Genomic DNA, 22,227 nt, shown 5'->3' with positions numbered 1-22,227 from the left:
GCTCAGACCCGCGCGGTCACCTCACCGGCGCCCAGCGTCGGGATCTGCTGCGTGCGGGTGTCGGCGTCGGCCGCGATCTCGTCCGCGGCATCCGTCCCCTCCGGATCGACCGTCACGACCGGGATCGTGCCGGTGTGGACCGGAACCGAGGTCGCGGCCGTCGCGTCGGGAACCGAAGCGGACAGGAGCGTACCGTCCTCACGGAGCTGCTCGCCGATCTGCTGCAGCGTCGGCCGCCCTGGGATGACGGGGCCCTGGCCGTCGAGCGGAACGGTCACCGTCTCTCCGCCCACGACCGTGTAGCCCGCGCCGCGGACCGTGAACGACACGGCGTCGCCGTCTCCGGCAGTGACGACCATCTCGTCACGGCGGACCGTGACCTGCAGGCGCGTGCCGTGCCAGTGCAGCGTGTAGGACAGCGACGGCCAGTCCGCGGGCAGGCGCGGATCGAAGGTCAGTGCACCGCGATGGTCCCGCATGCCGCCGAATCCGGCGACGAGCGCGGTCCACACCCCGCCCGCGGAGGCAACGTGCACGCCGTCCGAGGCGTTCGCGTGCAGGTCGCCGAGGTCGACGAAGGCCGACTCCCGGAAGTACTCCAGCGCGAGGTCCTGATACCCGACCTCCGCCGCGAGGATCGCCTGGACGACGGCGGACAGCGTCGAGTCGCCCGTCGTCAGCGCGTCGTAGTACTCGAAGTCGGCGAGTTTCTCGGCGGGCGTGAACTGGTTGCCCTGCAGGAACAGCGCGAGCACGACGTCGGCCTGCTTGAGCACCTGGTAGCGGTAGATCACGAGCGGGTGGAAGTGCAGTAGGAGCGGACGCTGCTCCTCGGGGGTGTTCTCGAGGTCCCACACCTCCCGCTCGAGGAAGACCGCATCCTGCGGGTGGATGCCGAGGGCCTCGCTGTACGGGATGTGCATGGCCTCGCCGGCGCTCTGCCACGCGACGGGCTCGGCTTCGTCGAGATCGAGACGCTCGGCCATCGCGCGATACGCCTCGGGCTGGTCGATGGACATCTCGCGGACGACCCGCGCGGCGTAGCGCAGGTTGTAGCGGGCCATGACGTTCGTGAAGAGGTTGTCGTTGACGACCGTCGTGTACTCGTCGGGGCCCGTCACACCGTGGATGTGGAAGCTCTCGGGGTCGCCCGTCTCGGTGAACCGCCAGAACCCGAGGGTCGCCCACAGACGCGCCGTCTCGACGAGGATGTCGACGCCTTCGCGGTAGAGGAACTCGGTGTCCCCCGTCGCGCGGACGTACTTGCCGAGGGCGAAGGCGATGTCGGCGTTGATGTGGTACTGCGCGGTGCCCGCCGCGTAGTAGGCCGAGGCTTCCTCGCCGTTGATCGTCCGCCACGGGAAGAGGGCGCCCGCCTCGTTCAGCTGACCCGCACGCTTCCGAGCGGCGGGGAGCATGAGGTACCGCATCCGGAGAGCGTTCCGCGCCCAGAGCGGCGTCGTGTAGGCGAGGAACGGCAGGACGTAGACCTCGGTGTCCCAGAAGTAGTGGCCGCTGTACCCCGAGCCCGTGACGCCCTTCGCCGGCACGCCGAGCGAATCGGCGCGGGCGGCTGCCTGGGCGAGTTGGTACAGGCACCAGCGCGTCGCCTGCTGCAGATCGTCGTGCCCCTCGATGACGACGTCCGAACGCTCCCAGAACGCCGAGATCCACGCCTGCTGACGATCGAACAGGTTCTGGATGCCTTCGTGCTCGACGCGGTCGAGTGTGCGGCGACCGCGCTCCACGAGCTCACGGGCGGGGACACCGCGGGACGTGTGGTACGCGACGGCCTTCGTGATCGTGACGGGTACGCCCTGGCGGGCCTGCACACGGAAGACGTTCTTGGCGATGTCGGGCTCGACGAGCGACCGGGAGGAGTACTCGTTCTCGGTCTCGACGAGGTGGTCGGCGACGACGGCGACGGTCATGCCCGACTCCGTCACCTTGTACGACAGCGCCGAGCGGTCGCCGTCCTGCCAGTACTCCTCGGGCTGCAGAACACGCCCGTGGAATCCGTCGGCCTTCCGCGGGTCGAACGCGGCTTCGGGTTTCGCGCCGTGCGCGGCACCGCCGTAGACGTCCTGACCGTCCTGTCGGTTGATCAGCTGGCAGCTGACGGTGACGGGGGCGTCGGCGTTGAGGACGGTCACCGAGATCCGCATGACGGCGACGTGCCGCTCCTCGAACGACACGAGCCGTTCGTAGTCGACGACGACGTCCTTGCCGCTCGGGGTCATCCAGCGGACATGGCGGGTGAGGACGCCCCGTCGCATGTCCAGGGCGCGCTCGTACTCGCGGAGGTCCGCGATGTCGAGCGAGAGCGGCTCGTCGTCGACGTAGACCCGCATGACCTTGCTGTCGGGAGCGTTGATGATCGTCTGCCCGACCTCGGCGAACCCGAAGGCGCGCTCGGCGTGCCGGATGGGGAACACCTCGTGGAACCCGTTGAGGAAGGTGCCGTGCTCGTGCGCGTGGCGTCCCTCGGGGTGGTTGCCGCGCAGCCCCAGGTAGCCGTTGCCCTCGGCGAAGATGGTCTCGGTGACGCCGGGATCATCGAGGGAGAACGACGTCTCGACGAGACGCCACGGGTCCACGGGGAAGCGCTGACGATCGATCATGAAGGGTCCTTTTCGGGAGACAGGACGAGAGGTGAAGGAGATGCCGGGGGTCTGACGCGTCAGACGAAGACGGCGAGGTCGTCGACGACGACGTGGGCGCCGGCCTCGCGCAGCGCGTCCGCGCCCGCGCCTCGGTCGACACCCACCACGAGACCGTACCCGGCGGCAGCGGCCGAGCGCACGCCCGAGTGCGCGTCCTCGACCGCAGCGCTCCGCGCCGGATCGACGCCGAGCATCTCGGCGGCACGGGCGAAGACGTCGGGTGCGGGCTTGGAGGCCAGGTGCTCGGTCTCGGCGACGACGCCGTCCATGATGACCGGGAAGCGGTCGACGATCCCCGCGGCGGTGAGGACCTCGCGGGCGTTCTTCGAGCTGGAGACGACGGCGATCGGGATGCCGGCTGCCTGGAGCTTCTCGACGAGCGCGAGCGATCCGGGGTAGGCGGCGATCCCCTCGGCGCGCAGGACACGCTCGAACACGAGGTTCTTCCGGTTGCCGATGCCGCACACCGTGTCGGCCGACGGATCGTCGGACGGATCGCCCCACGGGACCTCGACGTCACGGGAGCGCAGGAGGCTCGCGACGCCGTCGTAGCGCTTCTTGCCGTCGAGGTGCTCGAAGTAGTCGCCCTCGGCGTAGGCCGGGTCGATGCCCCAGGCGGTGAACAGCTCGGTGAACATGCTCTCCCAGGCGTGCATGTGGACTTCGGCCGTGGGCGTCAGCACGCCGTCGAGGTCGAAGAGGACGCCGTCGTAGCGGGTGAGGTCGGGGAGGTCGGCCATCGTCACCGGTACAGCGTATCCGTCACGCCGTCGCGACCGCGTGGGCCTGGCGGGCGATCTCGAGTTCCTCGTCGGTGGGGACGACGAGGACGGTGACGGGCGAGTCGTCGGTGGAGATGACCCGGATGCCGCGCTCGCTCGAGGCGTTGCGCTCGGCGTCCAGTCGCACCCCGGCGAAGCCGAAGGTCTCGAGCGCGGCGGCGCGCACGACAGCGGAGTTCTCGCCCACGCCCGCCGTGAACGAGATGACGTCGGCGCCGCCGAGCTGCGCGAGATAGGCGCCGATGTAGGCGCGGAGCCGGTGGATGTAGACGTCGAAGGCGAGGCTCGCGTCGGCATCCCCCTCTCGGCGGCGCGAGTCGATGTCGCGCATGTCGGAGGCGCCGGCGAGGCCGAGCAGCCCGCTCCTCTTGTTGAGGAACGAGTCGAGCTCCCCCGGTGTCATGTCCTCGCGCCGGGCGAGGACGCCGAGGACGGAGGGGTCGATGTCGCCCGAGCGGGTTCCCATCACGAGGCCTTCGAGCGGAGTGAGCCCCATCGACGTGTCGACCGACTCGCCGCCGCGGATCGCGGTCGCGGAGGCACCGTTGCCGAGGTGCAGCACGATCTGGGAAAGGTCGGAGAGGGGCCGACCGAGGAAGGCGGCGGCTGCCTCGCTCACGAATTTGTGGCTCGTGCCGTGGAAGCCGTACTTGCGGATGCGGTGCTTCTGCGCCGTCTCGCGGTCGATGGCGTACGTATATGCCGCCGCCGGCATCGTCTGGTGGAAGGCGGTGTCGAACACGGCGACGTGGGGCACGTCGGCGAACGCCGCCCGCGCCGCGCGGATGCCCTGGAGCGCCCCGGGGTTGTGCAGTGGCGCGAGGGCCGAGAGCTCGTCGATGTTGATCTCGACGAGCGGGGTGACGAGCGTCGGCTCGAAGAAGCGCGCACCGCCCTGGACAACGCGATGGCCGACCGCGACGGGGCGGTCCCGCTCGAGCGACGGGCCCTGAGCGTCGAAGGCGTCGAGCATGACCGCGAAGCCTGTCGTGTGGTCAGGGATCGGGCGCTCGATGCGCGTCGTCGCCTTCGTCGCGGTGACGCCGGCTCCCTCCCCGGCGAAGAAGACGGTGTGCGTGGCGACGCCGGTCGCCTCGCCGATCCGCTCCACGAGCCCGGAGGCCAGAGCTCGCTCGGTCTCGACGTCGACGAGCTGGTACTTGAACGACGACGAGCCGCTGTTGATGACGAGGACGGGGGTCATGCGCGGGTCTCCGGGGCTGCGGCATCCGCCGCGTTCTGGGCTTGGATCGCGGTGATCGCGATCGTGTTCACGATGTCCTCGACGAGCGCTCCGCGGGAGAGGTCGTTGATGGGCTTGTTGAGACCCTGCAGGACCGGCCCCATCGCGACGGCGCCCGCCGAGCGCTGCACGGCCTTGTACGTGTTGTTGCCGGTGTTCAGGTCGGGGAACACGAAGACCGTGGCACGGCCCGCGACGTCCGACCCCGGCATCTTCGTCGCGGCGACGGCGGCATCGGTCGCGGCGTCGTATTGGATGGGACCTTCGACGAGAAGCTTCGGGGCGCGCTCGCGCACGAGCGCGGTGGCCTCGCGGACCTTCTCGACGTCGGCGCCGGAGCCGGACTCCCCGGTCGAGTACGACAGCATCGCGACCCGCGGCGAGATCCCGAACTGGTCCGCCGTCGCGGCTGACGACACGGCGATGTCGGCGAGCTGCGGTGCGGTCGGGTCGGGGATCACGGCGCAGTCGCCGTAGACGAGCACACGGTCGGCGAGCGCCATCAGGAACACGCTCGAGACCACGTCCACACCCGGCTTCGTCTTGATGATCTCGAACGCGGGACGGATCGTGTGCGCCGTCGTGTGCGCCGCACCCGAGACCATGCCGTCGGCGAGCCCCAGGTGCACCATGAGCGTGCCGAAGTAGGAGACGTCCGTGACGGTGTCGGCGGCCTGGCGGAACGTTAGGCCCTTGTGAGCGCGCAGCCGCTCGTACTCCCGGGCGAACTTGTCGACGTGGACGGCGTCGAACGGGCTGAGGACCTCGGCGGCCTGGATGTCGAGACCCAGTTCGAGCGCGCGGGAGCGCACCTCGATGGGCTCACCGAGGATCGTGATGTCGGCGATCCCGCGTGCGAGGGCCGTCGCGGCGGCGCGGAGGATGCGGTCGTCGCTCCCCTCGGGCAGCACGATGCGGCGCCGCTCGCTGCGCGCCCGCTCGATGAGGCCGTACTGGAACATGAGCGGCGTGACGACACTCGAGCTCGCGAGGCCGATGCGTCGCAGCAGGTCGTCGGTGTCGACGTGCTGGTCGAACAGCGACAGGGCGGTGTCGTAGCGGCGCTGCGAGTGGGCGGCGAGGCGACCGCGTGCGCTCATGATTCCGCGGACGGTCTCATAGGTGCCCTGATCGGTCGCGAGGATCGGGAGGTTCGAGTCGAGACCGTCGATCAACCGCTCGACGTGCTCGGGCAGCTCGAAGGGTCCGTAGAGGACGATGCCCGACAGCGACGGGAAGGTGCCGGACGCGTTGGCCAGCAGCGCTGCGAGCAGCACCTCGGTGCGGTCGGCCGCCACGGCGAGGATGGCCGCCTCTTCGAGACGCGGCAGGACGTTGTTGAGCGACATCCCCGCGACGACGACGTGGAGCACCTCCCGCTCGAGCAGGGCCTCGTCACCCTTCATGAGCGTCGCGTCCAGCGATCGGGCGACGTCACGAACCGAGGGCGCCACGAGGTAGGCGTCCTCGGGGATCGCCCAGACGCCGATGTCGCCCTCGGCGGCGGGCACACGCCGCACGGCGGAGACGATGTCGTCGAGTCGGTCGGGGTCGGCGCGGTTGACGACGACCGCGAAGATGCCCGCACGCTCGTGCTTGAGCTCGGCCAGGGCGAGCGTGGCGAGGTTCCCCACCTGCTCGGGAGACAGGCCCGCGGCATCCGTCGACCGCTCACCGTCGGCGGGCTGCCCCGACAACACGACGAGGACCGGAGCCCCGAGGTTCGCGGCGATCCGCGCGTTGTAGCCGAGCTCGGCGGGGCTCCCCACGTCGGTGTAGTCGCTGCCGATGATGACGACGGCGTCGCATTGGGCTTCGACGGCCTTGTACCGCTCGACGATGCGACCGAGGGCGGCATCGGGGTCGGCGCGGACCTCGTCGTAGGTGGCGCCGATGCACTCGTCGTAGCCGAGGTCAACGCCGTCGTGGTCGAGGAGCATCTCGAGCACGTAGTCGCGCTCCTCGGTGGACCGGGCGATCGCTCGGAACACCCCGACGCGCGGCGACCGACGGCTCAGGGTGTCGAGGACACCCAGGGCGATCGTCGACTTGCCGGAGTGACCTTCGGCGGAGGTGATGTAGATGCTCTGAGCCACGCTCCCAGCCTAGGCTCGCGGCCCATGCACCGGCTGGGTGCCGCCCCATCTCGCCGAACGGCATCAGGGCAAAAGAAAGACTCTCCGCGAACCCGGCAGAGCCCGGTTACCCTTGCTACGTTTCCGTCCTGGGGGAGTTGGCCTGGGTGCCGTCTCGCGGAGAGCTGCTGCAAGTCTACCCGACGTCGGCCGCCGCCCAGCGACGCCGGGTTAGCATCGGTCCTGGCGCGCTGCTGCGCCCACCGCGTGAGGGGGACGGATGACCGACGACCAGACGACCATGACGGCGCCGGAAGGCCAGGCCCCGATGCGGGCGACGACCCGAGTCGACGCGACCGCTTTCGCGGAGACGACCGCCGCGCTCGTCGATTCGGTGTCGAAGGTCATCGACGGCAAGCCGCACGCCGTGCGCGCCGCGCTCGTCTGCCTCCTGGCCGAGGGTCATCTGCTCATCGAAGACGTTCCGGGAGTCGGCAAGACGATGCTCGCGCGGGCACTGGGCAGCTCGATCCAGGCGACCGTGCGCCGCATCCAGTTCACGCCCGACCTGCTGCCCAGCGACGTGACCGGCGTGAGCGTCTACGACCAGTCCGAGGGCCGGTTCGATTTCAAACCGGGCGCGATCTTCGCCCACATCGTCATCGCCGACGAGATCAACCGGTCATCGCCCAAGACGCAGTCCGCTCTGCTCGAGGCGATGGAGGAGCGGCAGGTCACCGTCGACGGCACGAGCCGGGGCCTGCCCGAGCCCTTCCTCGTCGTCGCGACGCAGAATCCGCTCGAGATGGAGGGCACCTACGCCCTCCCCGAAGCCCAGCGGGATCGGTTCATGATGCGCATCTCGATGGGGTATCCGGATGCTGAGAACGAAGCGCTCATGCTGCGTCAGCGCGACACCGGAAACCCGCTCGACGCCATCCGCGCCGTGACCACCGCGGACCGCGTGTCCGCGCTCATCGCGTGGGCTCGGACCGTGCACGTCTCGCCCGCCGTCGAGGAATACGCCGTCGCACTGTCGCGCGCGACGCGCGAGCACGGCGATCTGCGCCTCGGCGCCAGCCCTCGCGCGACGCTGCAGCTCGTCCGGGCGGCGAAGGTCTGGGCGGCGCTCGAAGGCCGCGAATACGTCATCCCCGACGACCTCGTGTCGCTGCTCGAGCCCGTCTTCGCCCACCGTCTGATCGCCGCGCGCGGCGCCGCGGTCTCGCGCGGACGAGGCGGAGTCGACCTGGTCGCGGCGGCTCTCGAGCAGATCGTCAGGTCGGTGCGCGTGCCGGTCGCCGCGCGCTGAGCGAACGTCCCCATGACACGGTGGCCGCTCACCCCCCGAGGCACGGGCGCGATCGTGCTCGCCTTCGCGGCGTTCATCCTCGCTCCCGCGTTCGGCGTTCCGGCGCTCCTCTTCTTCGGCGTCCTGCTGGTGGCCGCGGTCGGCCTCTCCTTCGCCTCACTGTGGCTCGGTCACCGCGCCGACGGCGTCCGCCGCTCGTTCGCGCCGCCCGTCGCCTCGGTCGGGGCCGACGTCGATGTGCGCGTGCGCATCGAGTCGCGCTCGGTCCTGCCGACGATCGTCGGCACCTGGCACGATCGACTGCCTCGCGGCGTCGAGGGCGAACCGACCGGTGTCTACCCGGCGCTGCGATCCGGTCTCGTCTCGGGCAGCCACCGTGTCGACATCTCCTACCGCGTGCGCGCCCGGCGGCGCGGTGTCCGCCCGATCGGGCCGCTCGTGGTCGAGACCACGGATCCCTTCGGCCTGTCTCGCCGCCGGCAGGAGCTCGGCGGAGCCGTTCCCCTCACGATCGCCCCGGCCGTGGTGGCGCTGGAGATGTTCGACGACTTCCCCGGAGCAGCGGGCGGAACCATGCAGTCGGTCACCGACAAGCTCGGCCAGGGCGCCGACAACCTCATTCCCCGCACCTACGCCCCCGGCGACTCGATGCGCCGCATCCACTGGCGGGCCAGCGCTCACCGCGGCGAACTCATGGTGCGGCAGGAGGAACGCGAGTCGAACCCCGAGGCGGTCATCGTCTTCGACCGAGCGGTCGCGAGATGGAGCGCAGACGCGCTGCGCTCCCCCGGCGAGGACCTCGACTTCGAGGCAGCCGTCTCGACGGTCGTCTCGGCCGCCGCGCGCTTCATCCGTGAGGGGTACAGCGTCGCGGTCATCGACGTCGACGGGACGGAGCTCTTCGACCCGATCGAGGGTGGCGACACCGCTGCGCTCGAGGCGATGACGACAGCGTTCGCCACACTCACGGCGAGCCGCGCCGGCGCCCTGACGGACCTCGCCCCGCTGTTCGCCGGGGCGACTCTGGGACCCGTCGTCGTCATCACCGGGGAGATCTATCCGGCGGATGCCGCGTCCCTGGCTCCGATCGTGGGCCACAGCAGCATGCCGGTGCTGTTCGCCCTCGCCGGGGCGGGCGACGCGCTCCGCGTGGCGCGCGAGACGGGATGGCGCGTGCACAGCCTCGAGCCCGAGGACGAACTCGAATCGCTCTGGTCCGGCGTCCCCGGGATGGAAGGGTTACGCGGCCATGTCGGATGAGCTCAGCGAGGCGACGCGCCCTCGGCACGACGGCCTGTCGACGACGGCGCTGCTGCTGGCCCTGGTGGCATCCCTCGTCCCGCTGTTCACCGTGGTCTCCGGAGGTGCGTGGGCGGCGCTCGCGTTCGTGCTCGCGGCGGTGCTCCTGGGAGCGGGTTACCTGCTGCGTCGTCTGCGGGTGAGCGCCGTGCTCGTCACCCTCATCCTCGCGGCGGTGTGGACCGCGATCATGACAGCCGTCTTCTTCTCCGACGTGGCGTGGCTGTTCGTCGTCCCGTCGGGCGAGGCGTTCGCCCGGGTGCCGCGACTGATCGAGATCGCGAGCAACGACATCGCGGTGGGGGTCGCCCCCATCGACGCGTCCGCGTCGCTGACCTTCCTCATCGTGGGCGCCGTCGGGCTGCTCGCCATCGCGCTCGATCACGTCGTCCTGACGGCACGGATGCCGCTGCTCGCCGGTGTCGCACTGATCGCCGTCTGGCTGATCCCGACGCTCGCCGTCCCCCGCCCGATCGATCTCTGGGCGTTCACCCTTCTTGCGCTCGCGCTCCTGTGGCTGCTGCGCACCGAAACGCGCGGACGCGACCGGACCCGGTCGACGGCCGCGCCGCGCGGCGGTGTCGGCGCGGTCGCGGCCGTGATCGCGGCATCCGCCGTCGTCATCGCCGTCATCGCCGCACCGGCTCTCCCCTCACCCGCCGCGCCCAGCGGCGGGCTGGGCGGCGGCACGCGAATCGACGCGTCGCTGAACCTCGGCGACGATCTCCGTCGGCCCGCCGAGGTGCCGGTGGTCACGCAGTGGAGCGCGGCGTCCGCCCCGGCCTACCTCCGCGTGGCCACGCTGACCGAGCTCGAGGGCGACTCCTGGCAGCCCGATCGGAGCCGCTCGGTGCCGCTCGACGAGTGGTCGCCCGAGGACGCCGCCGGCGACGGGATCGAGATCGCCGAGGAGCGACGCACAGTCGAGGTGCTCGACCTGTCGTCGGCCCAGTTGCCGGTGCCCGCCGACGCCGTCTCGGTCGACGGGGTGACGGGGCTCTGGCGGATCGCCCCCGCCAACGGGACGGTCGTCTCCCCTTCGACGGCCGCGCGCGGGCAGCAGTTCGAGGTCGTCAGCCGCACACCCCGGCCCACCCTCGAGCAGGCACGGGCCGCCGAGGCGAGCGGCGGACCGCAGCAGGCCCGCGACCTGCCCGCCGACACCTCACCCGAGATCGCGGAACTGGCCGCCGAGGTTACCGCCGACGCGTCGAACGACTACGACCGTCTGCTCGCGCTGCAGTCGTGGTTCCGAGGTCCCGAGTTCGACTACTCCCTCGACGCACCCGTCGAGGACGGCTTCGACGGATCGGGGATCGAAGCCGTCTCGACCTTCCTCCAGGTCCGGTCCGGGTACTGCGTGCACTTCGCGTCGGCGTTCGCGATCATGGCGCGGACCCTCGACATGCCCTCGCGGGTCGTCGTCGGCTTTTTGCCCGGTCTGCCCACCGGCGACGTCGTCGACGACCAACGCGTGTATCAGGCCACCACGGCCCAGCTGCACGCCTGGCCCGAGATCTTCTTCGACGGCATCGGCTGGGTCCCCTTCGAACCGACGAAGAGCCTCGGCGTGGCCCAGCGGTTCACCTCCGAGCAGGACACGTCGAACGAGCCCGAGCCGACGCCGACGCCGACGGCCGCCGCGGAGCCGACCCCCACCGCATCCTCGGCGCCCCGCCCCGAAGAGGACCCCACGGCGGGCACCCCGCAGGCGACGACGTTCTCGATCCTGCGGGTCCTGCCGGCTATCGGCATCCTGCTCGGCGCTCTGCTCGTGCTCGCCCTGCCCGCCCTCGTCCGCGCGGCGCTGTTCCGGAGGCGCGTGACGCAGGCCCGCCGGGGCAGCGCCGGGGCGGCGTGGCGTCTCGTCCAGGATGCGGCGATCGACCTCGGCATCCCGGTCCCCGATTCCGAATCCCCTCGGGCGTTCGGCGACCGGCTCCGGCGCGACCACGGCGCCCCGGAGGCGGCGGTGGAGCGTCTGGTGAGCGCGGTCGAACGGTCGAGCTATGCCCTGCCCGGATCGTTCGCCGACACCGACGGGACGGAGCTGACGACGGATGCCGCCGCTGTCCGCTCCGGACTGTTCGCCTCCGTGTCGGCGTCCCGACGCCTCGTCGGGCGACTGCTCCCCCGGTCCCTCGTCATCCGTCCCGGCTCGACCTTCGCCGAGGCGACGCCGCTCGGGCGCTGACATCCGGGACGCCGGGAACGACGAAGCCCCGCACCTCGAGGTGCGGGGCTTCGCTCTGGCGGAAGCGACAGGATTTGAACCTGCGAGACGAGTTACCCCGCCTACATGGATTCCAGCCATGCTCCTTCGGCCGCTCGGACACGCTTCCAACGGGAGAGCCTACCACGCAGGCTCCGCGCGCCTCGCGCACCGGTCGGGCCGGCGGCATCCATCACACGGGGCTCAGTTGAGGGCTCGCGTGCTGTCGGGGATCACACCGTCCCGGTACAGATCGGCGGCGAGGTCCTGGTAGGCGGTCAGGGCGACGCGCTGCGTGAGCGGGCCGTACGAGATCCGGGCGACGCCGAGCTTCTCGTACTCCGCCGCGCGGAGGGCACCGGGAAGGCCGATCACGCTCACGCGGCCAATGCCCTCGACGAGCCGCGCCGTCGTCTCGGCGTCGAGCTGGCCGGGCACGAAGACGACATCGGCACCCGCGTCGATGAAAGCGCGGCCGCGGGCGACGGCATCCGCGATCGATTCCTCGAGCGGGCGGTCGCCGCCGCGGACGAACGCGTCGGTCCGGGCGTTGAGGGCGAACGGGACCCCCTCCGCCTCAGCGGCCCGGACGGCGGCGGCCACCCGGGCGACGGACTCGTCGAAGGGACGGAGCCGGTCTTCCATGTTCGCCCCGGCGATGCCGACACCGATCGCGCGCCGAACGGTGTCGCCGGTGTCGGCGTACCCGTCGTCGAGGTCGGCCGACACCGGCACGTCGCCGGCGGCGGCGACGATGCGCCCGACCATGTCGAGGGTCGTCTCGAGCGGGATGCTGCCGTCGTCGTATCCGAAGGATGCGGCGATGGAGTGGCCCGCCGTGGCGATGGCGCGCGTCTCCGGCAGGGCGAGGACGGCTTTCGCGGAGATCACGTCCCACACGTTGACGACGCGGAGGATCTCGGGGGCGGCGTGGAGGTCGCGGAGGCGGCGAGCGCGGCCGTCGACGGAGAGAGTGCTCATGCCTCCACCGTGCCACGACGGCCCGGTGGAATGCACCACCGGGCCGTCGAGGAGCGATCGGACGGGCCGTCCGCTCAGCCCACGTCGCCTCTCCAGGCACCGGTCTCAGCGCCGCGGGATTCGATGAATTCCTTGAACTTCTGCAGGTCCTTCTTCACCGCATGGTCGTCGATGCCGATCGCGGCGCCGACGGTCTCGACGAAGCCCTCGGGCTTCCAGTCGAGCTGCACGGTCACTCGCGTCTCGGTGTCGCTCAAGCGGTGGAAGGTGACGACGCCGGCGTGATCTTCGTCGACGCTCTTCCACGCGACGCGTTCGTCGGGGTGCTGCTCGGTGATGTGCGCGGTGAACTCCCGCTCCGCTCCGCCGATCTTCACGTTCCATCGCGTCGTCGTCTCGTCGATCTGGGTGATCGACTGCACGTAGCTGAGGAAGTGGGGGAAGGACTCGAACTGGGTCCACTGGTTGTACGCGGTCGACACGGGCACGGTGACGTCGACGGTTTCGATGATGCTGGCCACGGTTCTCCTCTCGTCGGAATGTGCGACCCATCATCGAGCGAGCCGGCCGATCGGCAGCAGGGGCTTGCGTCTCCTGCGTCGGACCGATAGGCGGCGGGTAGGCTCGTCGGCGACTCCGCCACTCCGACGCAAGGAGCCGCACCGTGCGCACCTCTGTCCTGCCGCTGCCCGTCGCCGCGGTCGCCCTCACCCTCGCCCTCGCCGGGTGCACGGGTCAGACCACGCCCGCTCCTCCCGCGTCGTCGGCGAGCGGCGCGCCCGCCCCCTCTCCGACCGCGACGGAACCGGCCCCCTCTCCCACGACAGCGGCTCCGGCCGTGGACACCCCGCCGGAGTGCGAGACCCTGGATCTCAGCGCCGGAACGGTCGCCGGCGCCGATCTCGGACCGTGCATCCAGGCGACGCTCGTCCGCTACGACTCAGGCACCCTGACCATCGACGGCGACGAACTGGCGGGCACGGTCGTCTATCACTACGACCCCGCGTTCGAGTTCCGCGGCGATCTCGAGACCGGGGCGGGCCCTGCCGCCATCAGCTTCGTCGACGGTGTCATGCTGCTCGACGAAGGAGACGGGCCGGTCGTCGCCGATGTGGGCGCCTCCGACGCCGGATCCCAGGCCGCCGGCTCCACCGCCGAGGTGTACCGGGTCTTCTCGGACCCTGGTTTCATGGGAGACCTCATCGGGGCGGGCGAGAGCTGGTCGGTGTCCGATGCTCCGGAGAAGGTCGAGACCCCGGATGGCGGATCGGTCGACGCTTACCGTCTCGAGAGCGGCGCGGCGTACTCGTGGTACGACATCCCGATCGATTCCTACACGCTGTGGCTGACCGCCGACGGTCGCCCCGTCGCCGCCGAATCCACGACCGGCTTCCTGGGTCGCACCGCGACGGTGACGCAGCACCTCACGGGTCTCGGCGAGCCCGTCACGATCACGCCCCTGTCCTGAGACGCGTCAGCGGGCGGCGAGGGCGGTGAGCGCCTCGCCGGTCATGCGCTGCGTCGTCCACTCGTCCATCGCCTCGGCGCGGATCGAACGGTAGAACCCGACGGCCGGCGCGTTCCAGTCCAGGACCGTCCATTCGAGGCGCGGATATCCGCGCTCGAGCGCGACCGTGGCGAGCGAGGCGAGGAGTGCGGTCCCGTAACCGCGGCCGCGATCGGCCTCGTCGACGAAGAGGTCCTCCAGCCAGATCCCGTGGCGTCCGGTCCAGGTCGAGAAGGTCAGGAACCACACGGCGATGGCGCGGATCTCACCGCCCCGTTCGATCACGTGCGCGAAAGCTTTCGGGTCGTCGCCGAACAGAGACGACGTCAGGTCGGTAGTCGTCGTGCGCACGGCATCCGGTTCCCGCTCGTACGCGGCGAGCGCATGGATGGCAGCGAGGATGCCGGCCTCGTCGCCGGGCGCGGCGACGCGCAGCGCGGCACCGTCGTCGAGCGTGCGAGAGGGGAACGCAGATGCAGCGGGCATGCCACGAATGTAGTGGGGATGCCGCGGGATCGCCGCCGATCAGAGCGGCACGCTAGTCTCGATCAACCGCCCTTTGGAGCAAAGCAGGTTCACTCATGGCCAGACGCGGAGCCAACCAACCGAGCGTCGGCGGATACAACGAGGCCGTCGTGCTGGACCAGATCCGTCGATCGCACGGCTACAGCCGTGTCGAGTTGGCCGATGCGACCGGGTTGTCGGCGCAGACGGTCTCGAACATCGTGCAGCGGCTGCTGGACGCGGGCATCGTCGAAGAGGCGGGCCGCACGAGTTCTGGACGCGGCAAGCCCCGCACGACCCTGCGCCTGGTCGGCAGCAGCCGGTACGCCGTGGGGGTGCACCTCGATCCGGGGCTCATCACCGTCGTCCTGTTGTCGATCGACGGCGAGGTCATCGCACGGCACGCCCGCGCCACTCCCCTCGCTCAGGACCCGTCCGACACGGTCGAGGTCCTGACGCAGGACATCGAGATGACCCTCACCGGCTCGGGAATCGACCGGAGCCGCATCGTCGGCCTCGGCATCGCGGCCCCGGGGCCGATCGACGTCGAGCGCGGCATCGTCCTCGACCCGCCCAACCTCGCCGGGTGGGACCGCGTGCCGCTGCGCGACGCGGTGGCGGGTGCCACCGGCCTCACCGTCCTCCTCGAGAAGGATGTGACGGCTGCGGCGGTGGCGGAGAAGTGGATCGCTGCTCCGGGCGGCGCGCAGAACTTCGCATTCCTGTACGTCGGCACGGGCCTCGGCGTCGGGCTCGTCATCGGCGACGAGGTCGTCCGAGGCGGATCGGGCAACGCCGGCGAGATCGGACACATCGTCGTCGACCCCGACGGCCTGCCCTGCGCATGCGGAATGCGCGGCTGCATCGCGGTGAGCTGTGCGCCCCTCCCCCTCATCGAGGAGGCCGAGCGGCGGGGCATCATCGACGCTCAGCGCACGGGGGACGATCCGACCGAGTTGGATGCCGCGCTCACCCGACTCGTGGCACGCGCCGATGGCGGCGACGCGGTCGCACAGACTCTCCTCGCCCGCTGCAGCGAACACATGGCGCGGGCGTTGGCCGTCGTCTCGAATCTTCTCGACGTCGACCGGATCGTCCTCGGTGGGCCCTTCTGGGGACGCCTCGAGCACGTGCTCGCAGAGACGGTGCCACCTCGTCTCGACGAGCTCCGTGCGGCGAGGGGCGTCCACCCGGTCGTCGTGTCGGGGACCGCGCTCGGATCCGACGTCGGAGCGATCGGTGCGGCCTGCCTCATCCTCGACGAGGCACTCACCCCCCGGCCGACGTCGCTGCTCGTGCCGACCGCGTGATGTCATTCACGTCACAGTCGCCGCGGCGCCTTGACTCGGCTATGTCCACTGGATTGACTTACCGTGTCCGGACACGGAGTGCGGGCATCATCGTTCGGAGCGAGGGGGCCCCGTGAGAGTTCGCAACGCCGTCACATCCATCGCAGCCGCATCGGCCGCCGTCCTCCTTCTCGGCGGATGCACCGCGGACGGCGGCGACGACGCCGGTGACACCGTCACGGTCGTCTACTCCAAGACCGATTCCTTCACCGTCCTCGACGAGCTGATGCAGACGGCGAAGAAGGAGTTCGAGGCATCCCACGAAGGGATCACCGTCGAACTGCAGCCGATCACCGCGACGGACGACGACTACAAGACCCGGCTCCAGCTCTCGCTAGCCTCGCCCGACACCGCACCGGATGTCTTCTACGAGGACACGTTCGCCGTCCGCAGCGACATCGAGGCCGGGTACCTCCTGAAGCTCGACGACAAGCTCGACTCATGGGATGACTGGGAGATGTTCGACGACGCGGGTCGCACCGCGGGACAGGGCGAGGACGGCAGCACCTACGCACTGCCGCTGGGTACGGACACCCGCGTCATCTGGTACAACAAGGACGTCCTCGAGAAGGCGGGCGTCAGCACACCCTGGCAGCCCGAGAGCTGGGACGACATCCTGGCGACCGCCGCGCAGATCACGCAGAGCGACCCGGATGTCGTGCCGTTCAACATGTACGCCGGCACCGGCACCGGCGAGGGCACCGTGATGCAGAGCTTCTACGAGCTGCTCTACGGTACGGGCGACGGGACGGGCCTGTTCGACGACGACTCCGGCAAATGGGTTGTCGGCTCGCAGGGCTTCGTCGACTCGCTGACCTTCCTCCAGACGCTGTACGACGAGGGATACGCGGTCAGCCCCGACAAGGCTCTCGACCCCAACGTGTGGCAGGCGGTCTTCGGAGACTGGTTCCCCCAGGGCACCCTCGGCGCGACGGTCGAAGGCTCGTACACGCCGTCGTTCTGGGCGGAGGGCGGCGACTTCGCGTGGCCCGAGTACGCCGACACCATGGGCGTGGCGCTGTTCCCGACGCAGGACGGCCAGGAGCCCGGCGGTGTCAGCATGTCCGGCGGCTGGACGCTCGCCGCCTCCGCGCAGACCGATGTGCCCGACCTCGCGTTCGAGTTCATGACGACGGTCGTCAACAAGGAGAACGCGCTCTGGTACGCGATCAACAACGCGCAGATCGCGGTCCGGACGGACGTGGCGCAGGAGCCGACCTACCTCGAGTCGAACCCGTTCGTGAAGGCGGTGACGGATGCCGTCTCGGTCACCCATTTCCGCCCGGCCAACAGCGACTACCCGCAGGTCTCGGTCGCCGCGCAGGAGGCGACGGAGGCCGTGATCACGGGGCAGAAGTCGCCCGCCGAAGCCGCCGCCGCCTACGACGACGCCGTGCGGAAGATCGCCGGTGACGACGGAGTCGTCACCGAGTGACCGCATGACAACGACCCTCACGCGTCATCCCCATCCGGCGGCGCCCGCGCCGCGGCGCGCCCGGACGCGGGTGGGCGCTCGCGTCACGCCGACCCGGGCGCTGCCGATGCTGCCGGCCGTCGGGCTCCTCGTCGTCTTCCTCGCCGGTCCCATCGCGTGGGCGGTCGGCGGGTCACTCACCGACCGGGCCCTTACCGGCGTGAGTGCGGCGAAGCCGGAGTTCGTCGGCCTCGACAACTTCGCGAGGCTCTTCGCCGACCCGGTCCTCCCCCTCTCGGTGCTGTTGACCGTGGTCTTCGTCGTAGGGTCGGCGGTCATCGGCCAGAACGTGCTCGGACTCCTGCTGGCGGTCCTCTTCCGGGCCGGGAGCCCTGCCGTCGCGGGCACCGTCGGGGTGATCGTCGTGACCGCCTGGGTGCTCCCCGAGATCGTGGCAGCCTTCGTCGGGTACGCCTTCCTGTCGGACGACGGCACGCTCAACGGGGCGCTGTCGCTCATCGGGGTGGCCGGACCGAACTGGCTGTACGCGCTGCCGATGCTCGCGATCATCCTCGCGAACACGTGGCGAGGGACGGCGTTCTCGATGCTGATCTACCGAGCCGCCCTCGATGACGTCCCGCCCGAGGTCACCGAGTCGGCGATGATCGACGGCGCGGGGGCGTGGCAGCGGCTGCGGTTCATCACGCTCCCCATGATCACGGGCACCATCTTCACCAACCTGCTCCTGACGACGCTCCAGACGCTGTCGGTGTTCACGCTCATCTGGGTCATGACGAAGGGCGGGCCGGGCGACCTGTCCGCCACGCTCCCGGTGTTCGCCTATTCGCAGGCGTTCTCGTTCGGGGACATCGGTTACGGGAACGCCATCGCGATCGTCATGCTGGCTCTGGGCGCGGTGTTCTCGCTCGCCTACGTCCTGTCGCTGCGCCGCCGAGGGAGCGTCTCGTGAGCGTGGCGACGCCACCTCGTCGGTCCCCGCTCGCAGCCAGCATCGCGTCGCCGCGGCGCGGAGCGACGCGGTTCTGGGCGAACCTCGTCCTCGTGGTGATCGGCGTGATCTTCGCCGCGCCGCTCGCCTGGGTCGTCCTGGCCTCGATCGATTCCGCCGCGACCTACCAGGTCGCGTGGCCCGCGGAACCCACCCTCGACAACTTCACGGACGTCCTGACCCCCGAATTGACGCTGCGCCCGCTCCTGAACAGCCTGTTGCTGTCGACCGGCGCGGCAGCGGTGACGGTCGTGGCATCCGTCCTCGCCGCCTATCCGCTCTCGCGCTACCGGTCCCGCTTCAATGCTCCGTTCCTCTACTCGGTGCTGTTCGCGAGCTGCCTGCCGATCACGGCGATCATGGTCCCCGTCTACAGCCTGTTCGTGCAGATGCGGCTCATCAATCAGCCGTGGGCGGTCGCCCTGTTCCTCGCCGCGAGCGCACTGCCGATGGCACTGTGGATGACGAAGAACTTCATGGACTCGCGTCCCGGTGAGCCTCGAAGAAGCCGCGTGGGTCGATGGGGCGAGCGCCATGCGCGCGCTCCTCACTGTCGTCGTCCCGCTCATGCGCCCGGCGCTCAGCGTCGTCTTCGTCTTCGTGTTCCTGCAGGCATGGGGCAACTTCTTCGTCCCGTTCGTTCTCCTGCTGACCCCCGACTGGCAGCCCGCGGCTGTCTCCATCTACTCGTTCTTCGGCCAGTACGGCACGGTCGCCTATGGACGTCTGGCCGCGTATTCGCTGCTGTACTCGATCCCCGTACTCGGCCTCTACCTCATCGTCACCCGCGGCCTCGGGGGCTCCTTCGCCCTCTCCGGTGCCGTCAAAGGCTGACCCGAACAGCCCCTCTCCCGCCGAACCTCTCCCGAAAGACGTCCTCCATGCATCGCAACGACCGACTCGCACTGCAACGGGTCGACCGGCTCGCCGGCGACCGACTGATCCCCGCGCTCTACCGCGACACGGCTCCGCTGGACATCACGGCGGTGGGAGGTCCCGGGCGAGCCCGTGCCGTTCGCCGAGGCGGTCGCGCAGGACTATGCCCCCGTCCCGGTGGGCACCGCGTGGGGGCGGCCGTGGGGCACGGTCTGGTTCCACGTCACCGGCAGCGTTCCGGCATCCTGGCGCGACACTCCGGGAACGCGTCCCGAGATCGTCGTCGACCTCGGGTTCGACTCTTCCGGTCCCGGCTTCCAAGCCGAAGCTCTCGTCTTCCGCCCCGACGGGTCGATCGTCAAGGCCATCGAACCCCGGAACGCCGCCGTGCCGATCGACGGCGACGTGATCGACCTGTGGATCGAAGCCGCCGGCAACCCCAGCGTCGCCGGGACCTTCACCTTCGCCGCGACCCCCCTCGGCGACCGTGCCACCGCCGGCGACGAGCCGATCTACCGGCTGCGACGGCTCGATCTCGGCCTGCTCGATCAGACCGTGTGGGAGCTGCAGCAGGACATCTGGACGCTCCGCGGCCTCGTCGACGAGCTCGAGCCGGACCGCACCCGTCACGCCCGCGTGCTCGCGGCGCTCGGACGCGCCGTCGACGCGGTCGACCCCGACGACGTCGCCGGCACCGCCGCGGCGGGTCGGGCCGCGCTCCGCGCCGTGCTCGCAGCCCCGGCATCCCCGTCTTCGCATCAGCTGACCGCCGTCGGTCACGCCCACATCGACTCCGCCTGGCTCTGGCCGATCCGCGAGACGGTGCGCAAGGTGGCGCGCACCTTCTCCAACGTCCTGGACCTCATGCGCACCGAGGACGACTTCGTCTTCGCCGCGTCGTCGGCGCAGCAGTACGCCTGGATGAAGGAGCACTACCCCGAGCTGTTCGGACGGATGAAGGATGCCGTCGCCGCCGGACGCTTCGCCCCGGTCGGGGGCATGTGGGTCGAATCGGACACGAACATGCCCGGCTCCGAAGCCCTCGCGCGTCAATTCGTCGAGGGCAAGCGGTTCTTCCTCGAGGAGTTCGGCGTCGAGCCACTCGAGGTCTGGCTGCCGGACTCGTTCGGATACTCCGCCGCGCTCCCCCAGATCATCACCGCCGCCGGGTCGCGATGGTTCCTCACGCAGAAGATCTCGTGGAACGAGACGAACCGGATGCCGCACCACACCTTCCTGTGGGAGGGCATCGACGGAACCCGCGTGTTCACGCACTTCCCCCCGGTCGACACGTACAACTCCGAACTGTCGGCGGCCGAGCTCGCCCTCGCCGAACGCCAGTTCGCCGAGAAGGCGGACGCCTCGCACTCCCTCGTCCCGTTCGGGTGGGGGGACGGGGGCGGCGGTCCGACCCGCGAGATGATCGCGGCGGCGCGGCGCACCGCAGACCTCGAGGGGTCGCCGCGCGTCCGCCTCGGATCACCCTCGCAGTTCTTCAGCGACGCCGAGGCGGAGTACACGGAACCGCCGGTCTGGTCGGGTGAGCTCTACCTCGAATACCACCGGGGCACCTACAGCGCGCAGGCGCGCACGAAGCGCGGCAACCGCCGCAGCGAGCATCTCCTCCGCGCGGCCGAGCTGTGGGCGACCGTCGACACGGTCCGCACGGGTGCGCCGTACCCTGCTGGACAGCTGCGATCGCTCTGGCAGACGGTGCTGCTCCACCAGTTCCACGACATCCTGCCCGGCACCTCGATCGCCTGGGTGCACCAGGAGGCCGAGGCGACCTATGCGCGCGTCGCCGCCGAGCTGCAGGAGATCATCGACACCGCGGTGCGTTCGCTCACCGGCGAGGGCGACCGCGCACTCACGGTGAACGCCGCGCCGATGCCGCTGGCCGGAGCCCCGGCGCTGGGCGTCGCGGAGGCGGCATCCGTCCTCCCCGTCGTTCCCGAACGGGACGGCGACGGGTGGTCGTTCCGGCACGAACGGTTCCACTGGGCGATCGACGGTCGCGGGCTCGTCGTGGGCGCCGTCGACCTCACCACCGGCCAGGAGCTCATCGACCCGGCGTTCCCCGCCGGCGTGCTGCAGCTGTTCCGCGACACGCCCCGCGAGTGGGACGCCTGGAACATCGACGCCGAGGACGGCACCCTCGGGACGACCCTCGCCGATGTCGTCGAGATCGTCGCGGACGGTGCAGACCTCGTCGTGCACCGGCGGTTCGGCTCCTCGGAGCTGGAGCAGCGCTACAGCGTCGACCCGTTCTCCGGCGCACTCGAGATCGCCCTGCGGCTCGACTGGCACGAACGTCAGAAGATGCTGAAGATCGCCTTCCCCCTCCGTGTGCGCGCCGAACGGGCCGAGTCCGAGATCCAGTTCGGTCACGTCTCCCGCCCGGTGCACGCGAACACGACATGGGATGCCGCCAAGTTCGAGACCGTCGCGCACCGCTGGATCCGCGTCGTCGAGGGCGGGTACGGGGTCGCCGTCGCCAACGACTCGTCCTACGGTCACGACGTGCAGCGCGCGCCGGGCGCCGACGGTGGCGCACGGACGGTCGCCCGCGTGACGCTCGTTCGGGCTCCGCTGTTCCCCGACCCGGAGGCCGACCAGGGGGCGCACGAGTTCCGGGTCTCGCTCCTCCCGTCCGCGACGGTCGCCGACGCGATCGGCGAGGGGCTCCGCCTCAATCTGCCCCCTGTCGCCGTGCGCGGCGCGGATGAGGTCGCGCCCCTGCTGACGCTGGACGACCCGGGCGTGGTCGTCGAGGCGGTCAAGCTGGCCGACGATGGTTCCGGCGACGTGATCGTGCGACTCTACGAGGGGCTCGGGTCGTCCCGCACGGCGCGGGTGACGGCAGGGTTCGCGGTGACGGCGGTCACGCAGACCGATCTGCTCGAGCGGGAGATCGAGTCGACGGCGCTCCGCGAGACGACCGGGACGGTCCGCCTCGACCTGTCGCCGTTCCAGCTGGTCACCCTGCGCCTGGCGCGCTGAC

14 protein-coding genes, 1 tRNA gene, 1 other RNA gene and 2 pseudogenes are annotated in these 22,227 nt (G+C 70.4%); 9 read left to right on the top strand and 9 right to left on the bottom strand.

What is annotated here, in order from left to right:
• Nucleotides 1-2: 2 nt before the first annotated feature.
• The 5 genes from QE428_RS08870 to ffs form a co-directional block, all read right to left on the bottom strand.
• Nucleotides 3-2,621 carry a glycoside hydrolase family 65 protein gene (locus tag QE428_RS08870; RefSeq protein ID WP_307468228.1) on the bottom strand — a complete coding sequence of 873 codons (2,619 nt, stop codon included), beginning with the start codon at nucleotides 2,619-2,621 and terminating at the stop codon, nucleotides 3-5.
• A 59-nt stretch (nucleotides 2,622-2,680) separates the two neighbouring features.
• Nucleotides 2,681-3,403 carry an HAD family phosphatase gene (locus QE428_RS08865; protein WP_307470697.1) on the bottom strand — a complete coding sequence of 241 codons (723 nt, stop codon included), beginning with the start codon at nucleotides 3,401-3,403 and terminating at the stop codon, nucleotides 2,681-2,683.
• A gap of 22 nt (nucleotides 3,404-3,425) precedes the next feature.
• Nucleotides 3,426-4,649: an acetate/propionate family kinase gene (locus tag QE428_RS08860; RefSeq protein WP_307468226.1), complete on the bottom strand. Its 1,224-nt coding sequence runs from the start codon at nucleotides 4,647-4,649 to the stop codon at nucleotides 3,426-3,428.
• Nucleotides 4,646-6,784 (bottom strand): phosphate acetyltransferase, encoded by a 2,139-nt coding sequence (gene pta, locus QE428_RS08855; protein WP_307468224.1) that lies wholly within the window; start codon nucleotides 6,782-6,784, stop codon nucleotides 4,646-4,648. Before pta ends, QE428_RS08860 begins: the two co-directional genes overlap by 4 nt.
• A gap of 72 nt (nucleotides 6,785-6,856) precedes the next feature.
• Nucleotides 6,857-6,953: signal recognition particle sRNA small type (gene ffs / locus QE428_RS08850), an RNA gene on the bottom strand.
• A gap of 90 nt (nucleotides 6,954-7,043) precedes the next feature.
• Between ffs and QE428_RS08845 the strand changes: the two genes are divergently transcribed.
• Genes QE428_RS08845 through QE428_RS08835 form a run of 3 tightly spaced genes read left to right on the top strand, consistent with a single transcriptional unit; the run spans nucleotide 7,044 to nucleotide 11,568 of the window.
• Entirely contained in the window at nucleotides 7,044-8,075 is a 1,032-nt protein-coding gene (locus tag QE428_RS08845) for a MoxR family ATPase (protein WP_205803003.1), read from the top strand.
• Nucleotides 8,076-8,087: 12 nt separating this feature from the next.
• Nucleotides 8,088-9,335, top strand: a complete 1,248-nt coding sequence (locus tag QE428_RS08840; RefSeq protein WP_307468219.1) for a DUF58 domain-containing protein — start codon at nucleotides 8,088-8,090, stop codon at nucleotides 9,333-9,335.
• On the top strand, nucleotides 9,325-11,568 hold the full coding sequence (locus QE428_RS08835) for a DUF3488 and transglutaminase-like domain-containing protein (RefSeq protein ID WP_307468216.1): 2,244 nt from the start codon (nucleotides 9,325-9,327) through the stop codon (nucleotides 11,566-11,568). Before QE428_RS08840 ends, QE428_RS08835 begins: the two co-directional genes overlap by 11 nt.
• A gap of 56 nt (nucleotides 11,569-11,624) precedes the next feature.
• On the opposite strand, the gene QE428_RS08830 is transcribed toward QE428_RS08835, so the two are convergent.
• The 3 genes from QE428_RS08830 to QE428_RS08820 all read right to left on the bottom strand — a co-directional run bounded on the left by QE428_RS08830 (nucleotide 11,625) and on the right by QE428_RS08820 (nucleotide 13,088).
• Nucleotides 11,625-11,716: transfer RNA gene (locus QE428_RS08830), tRNA-Ser, on the bottom strand.
• Nucleotides 11,717-11,790: 74 nt separating this feature from the next.
• Nucleotides 11,791-12,567: an isocitrate lyase/phosphoenolpyruvate mutase family protein gene (locus QE428_RS08825; protein ID WP_307468214.1), complete on the bottom strand. Its 777-nt coding sequence runs from the start codon at nucleotides 12,565-12,567 to the stop codon at nucleotides 11,791-11,793.
• Between the two features lie 74 nt (nucleotides 12,568-12,641).
• Nucleotides 12,642-13,088, bottom strand: coding sequence for an SRPBCC family protein (locus QE428_RS08820; protein ID WP_307468211.1), 447 nt, complete (start codon nucleotides 13,086-13,088; stop codon nucleotides 12,642-12,644).
• Nucleotides 13,089-13,231: 143 nt separating this feature from the next.
• Between QE428_RS08820 and QE428_RS08815 the strand changes: the two genes are divergently transcribed.
• The gene (locus tag QE428_RS08815) at nucleotides 13,232-14,035 is read left to right on the top strand and encodes a hypothetical protein (protein WP_091351982.1); all 804 of its coding nucleotides are present in this window, start codon (nucleotides 13,232-13,234) and stop codon (nucleotides 14,033-14,035) included.
• 6 nt (nucleotides 14,036-14,041) lie between these two features.
• Here QE428_RS08815 and QE428_RS08810 read toward each other — a convergent pair whose 3' ends face one another.
• Nucleotides 14,042-14,560: a GNAT family N-acetyltransferase gene (locus QE428_RS08810; RefSeq protein ID WP_307468207.1), complete on the bottom strand. Its 519-nt coding sequence runs from the start codon at nucleotides 14,558-14,560 to the stop codon at nucleotides 14,042-14,044.
• Between the two features lie 95 nt (nucleotides 14,561-14,655).
• Between QE428_RS08810 and QE428_RS08805 the strand changes: the two genes are divergently transcribed.
• From QE428_RS08805 to QE428_RS08785, 5 genes and pseudogenes are all read left to right on the top strand, one after another.
• On the top strand, nucleotides 14,656-15,888 hold the full coding sequence (locus QE428_RS08805; RefSeq protein ID WP_231916542.1) for an ROK family transcriptional regulator: 1,233 nt from the start codon (nucleotides 14,656-14,658) through the stop codon (nucleotides 15,886-15,888).
• Between the two features lie 112 nt (nucleotides 15,889-16,000).
• Nucleotides 16,001-17,362, top strand: a complete 1,362-nt coding sequence (locus QE428_RS08800) for an extracellular solute-binding protein (RefSeq protein ID WP_307468204.1) — start codon at nucleotides 16,001-16,003, stop codon at nucleotides 17,360-17,362.
• A gap of 4 nt (nucleotides 17,363-17,366) precedes the next feature.
• Complete coding sequence (locus QE428_RS08795; protein ID WP_307468202.1) at nucleotides 17,367-18,311, top strand: carbohydrate ABC transporter permease; 945 nt, start codon at nucleotides 17,367-17,369, stop codon at nucleotides 18,309-18,311.
• Nucleotides 18,308-19,184, top strand: a pseudogene (locus QE428_RS08790) (carbohydrate ABC transporter permease). Before QE428_RS08795 ends, QE428_RS08790 begins: the two are co-directional and overlap by 4 nt.
• A gap of 47 nt (nucleotides 19,185-19,231) precedes the next feature.
• Nucleotides 19,232-22,226, top strand: a pseudogene (locus QE428_RS08785) (alpha-mannosidase).
• The last annotated feature ends 1 nt before the right edge of the window (nucleotide 22,227 follow it).

The organism is Microbacterium sp. SORGH_AS_0505, assembly GCF_030818715.1.
GTDB lineage: Bacteria > Actinomycetota > Actinomycetes > Actinomycetales > Microbacteriaceae > Microbacterium.
This window is presented reverse-complemented; position numbering and strand designations above follow the sequence as displayed.

Bases quoted from the DNA above. Each gene is read 5' to 3' on its own strand.
- QE428_RS08870 (WP_307468228.1), bottom strand. From the start codon at position 2,621: ATGATCGATCGTCAGCGCTTCCCCGTGGACCCGTGGCGTCTCGTCGAG.
- QE428_RS08865 (WP_307470697.1), bottom strand. From the start codon at position 3,403: ATGGCCGACCTCCCCGACCTCACCCGCTACGACGGCGTCCTCTTCGAC.
- QE428_RS08860 (WP_307468226.1), bottom strand. From the start codon at position 4,649: ATGACCCCCGTCCTCGTCATCAACAGCGGCTCGTCGTCGTTCAAGTAC.
- QE428_RS08845 (WP_205803003.1), top strand. From the start codon at position 7,044: ATGACCGACGACCAGACGACCATGACGGCGCCGGAAGGCCAGGCCCCG.
- QE428_RS08840 (WP_307468219.1), top strand. From the start codon at position 8,088: ATGACACGGTGGCCGCTCACCCCCCGAGGCACGGGCGCGATCGTGCTC.
- QE428_RS08835 (WP_307468216.1), top strand. From the start codon at position 9,325: ATGTCGGATGAGCTCAGCGAGGCGACGCGCCCTCGGCACGACGGCCTG.
- QE428_RS08825 (WP_307468214.1), bottom strand. From the start codon at position 12,567: ATGAGCACTCTCTCCGTCGACGGCCGCGCTCGCCGCCTCCGCGACCTC.
- QE428_RS08810 (WP_307468207.1), bottom strand. From the start codon at position 14,560: ATGCCCGCTGCATCTGCGTTCCCCTCTCGCACGCTCGACGACGGTGCC.
- QE428_RS08805 (WP_231916542.1), top strand. From the start codon at position 14,656: ATGGCCAGACGCGGAGCCAACCAACCGAGCGTCGGCGGATACAACGAG.
- QE428_RS08795 (WP_307468202.1), top strand. From the start codon at position 17,367: ATGACAACGACCCTCACGCGTCATCCCCATCCGGCGGCGCCCGCGCCG.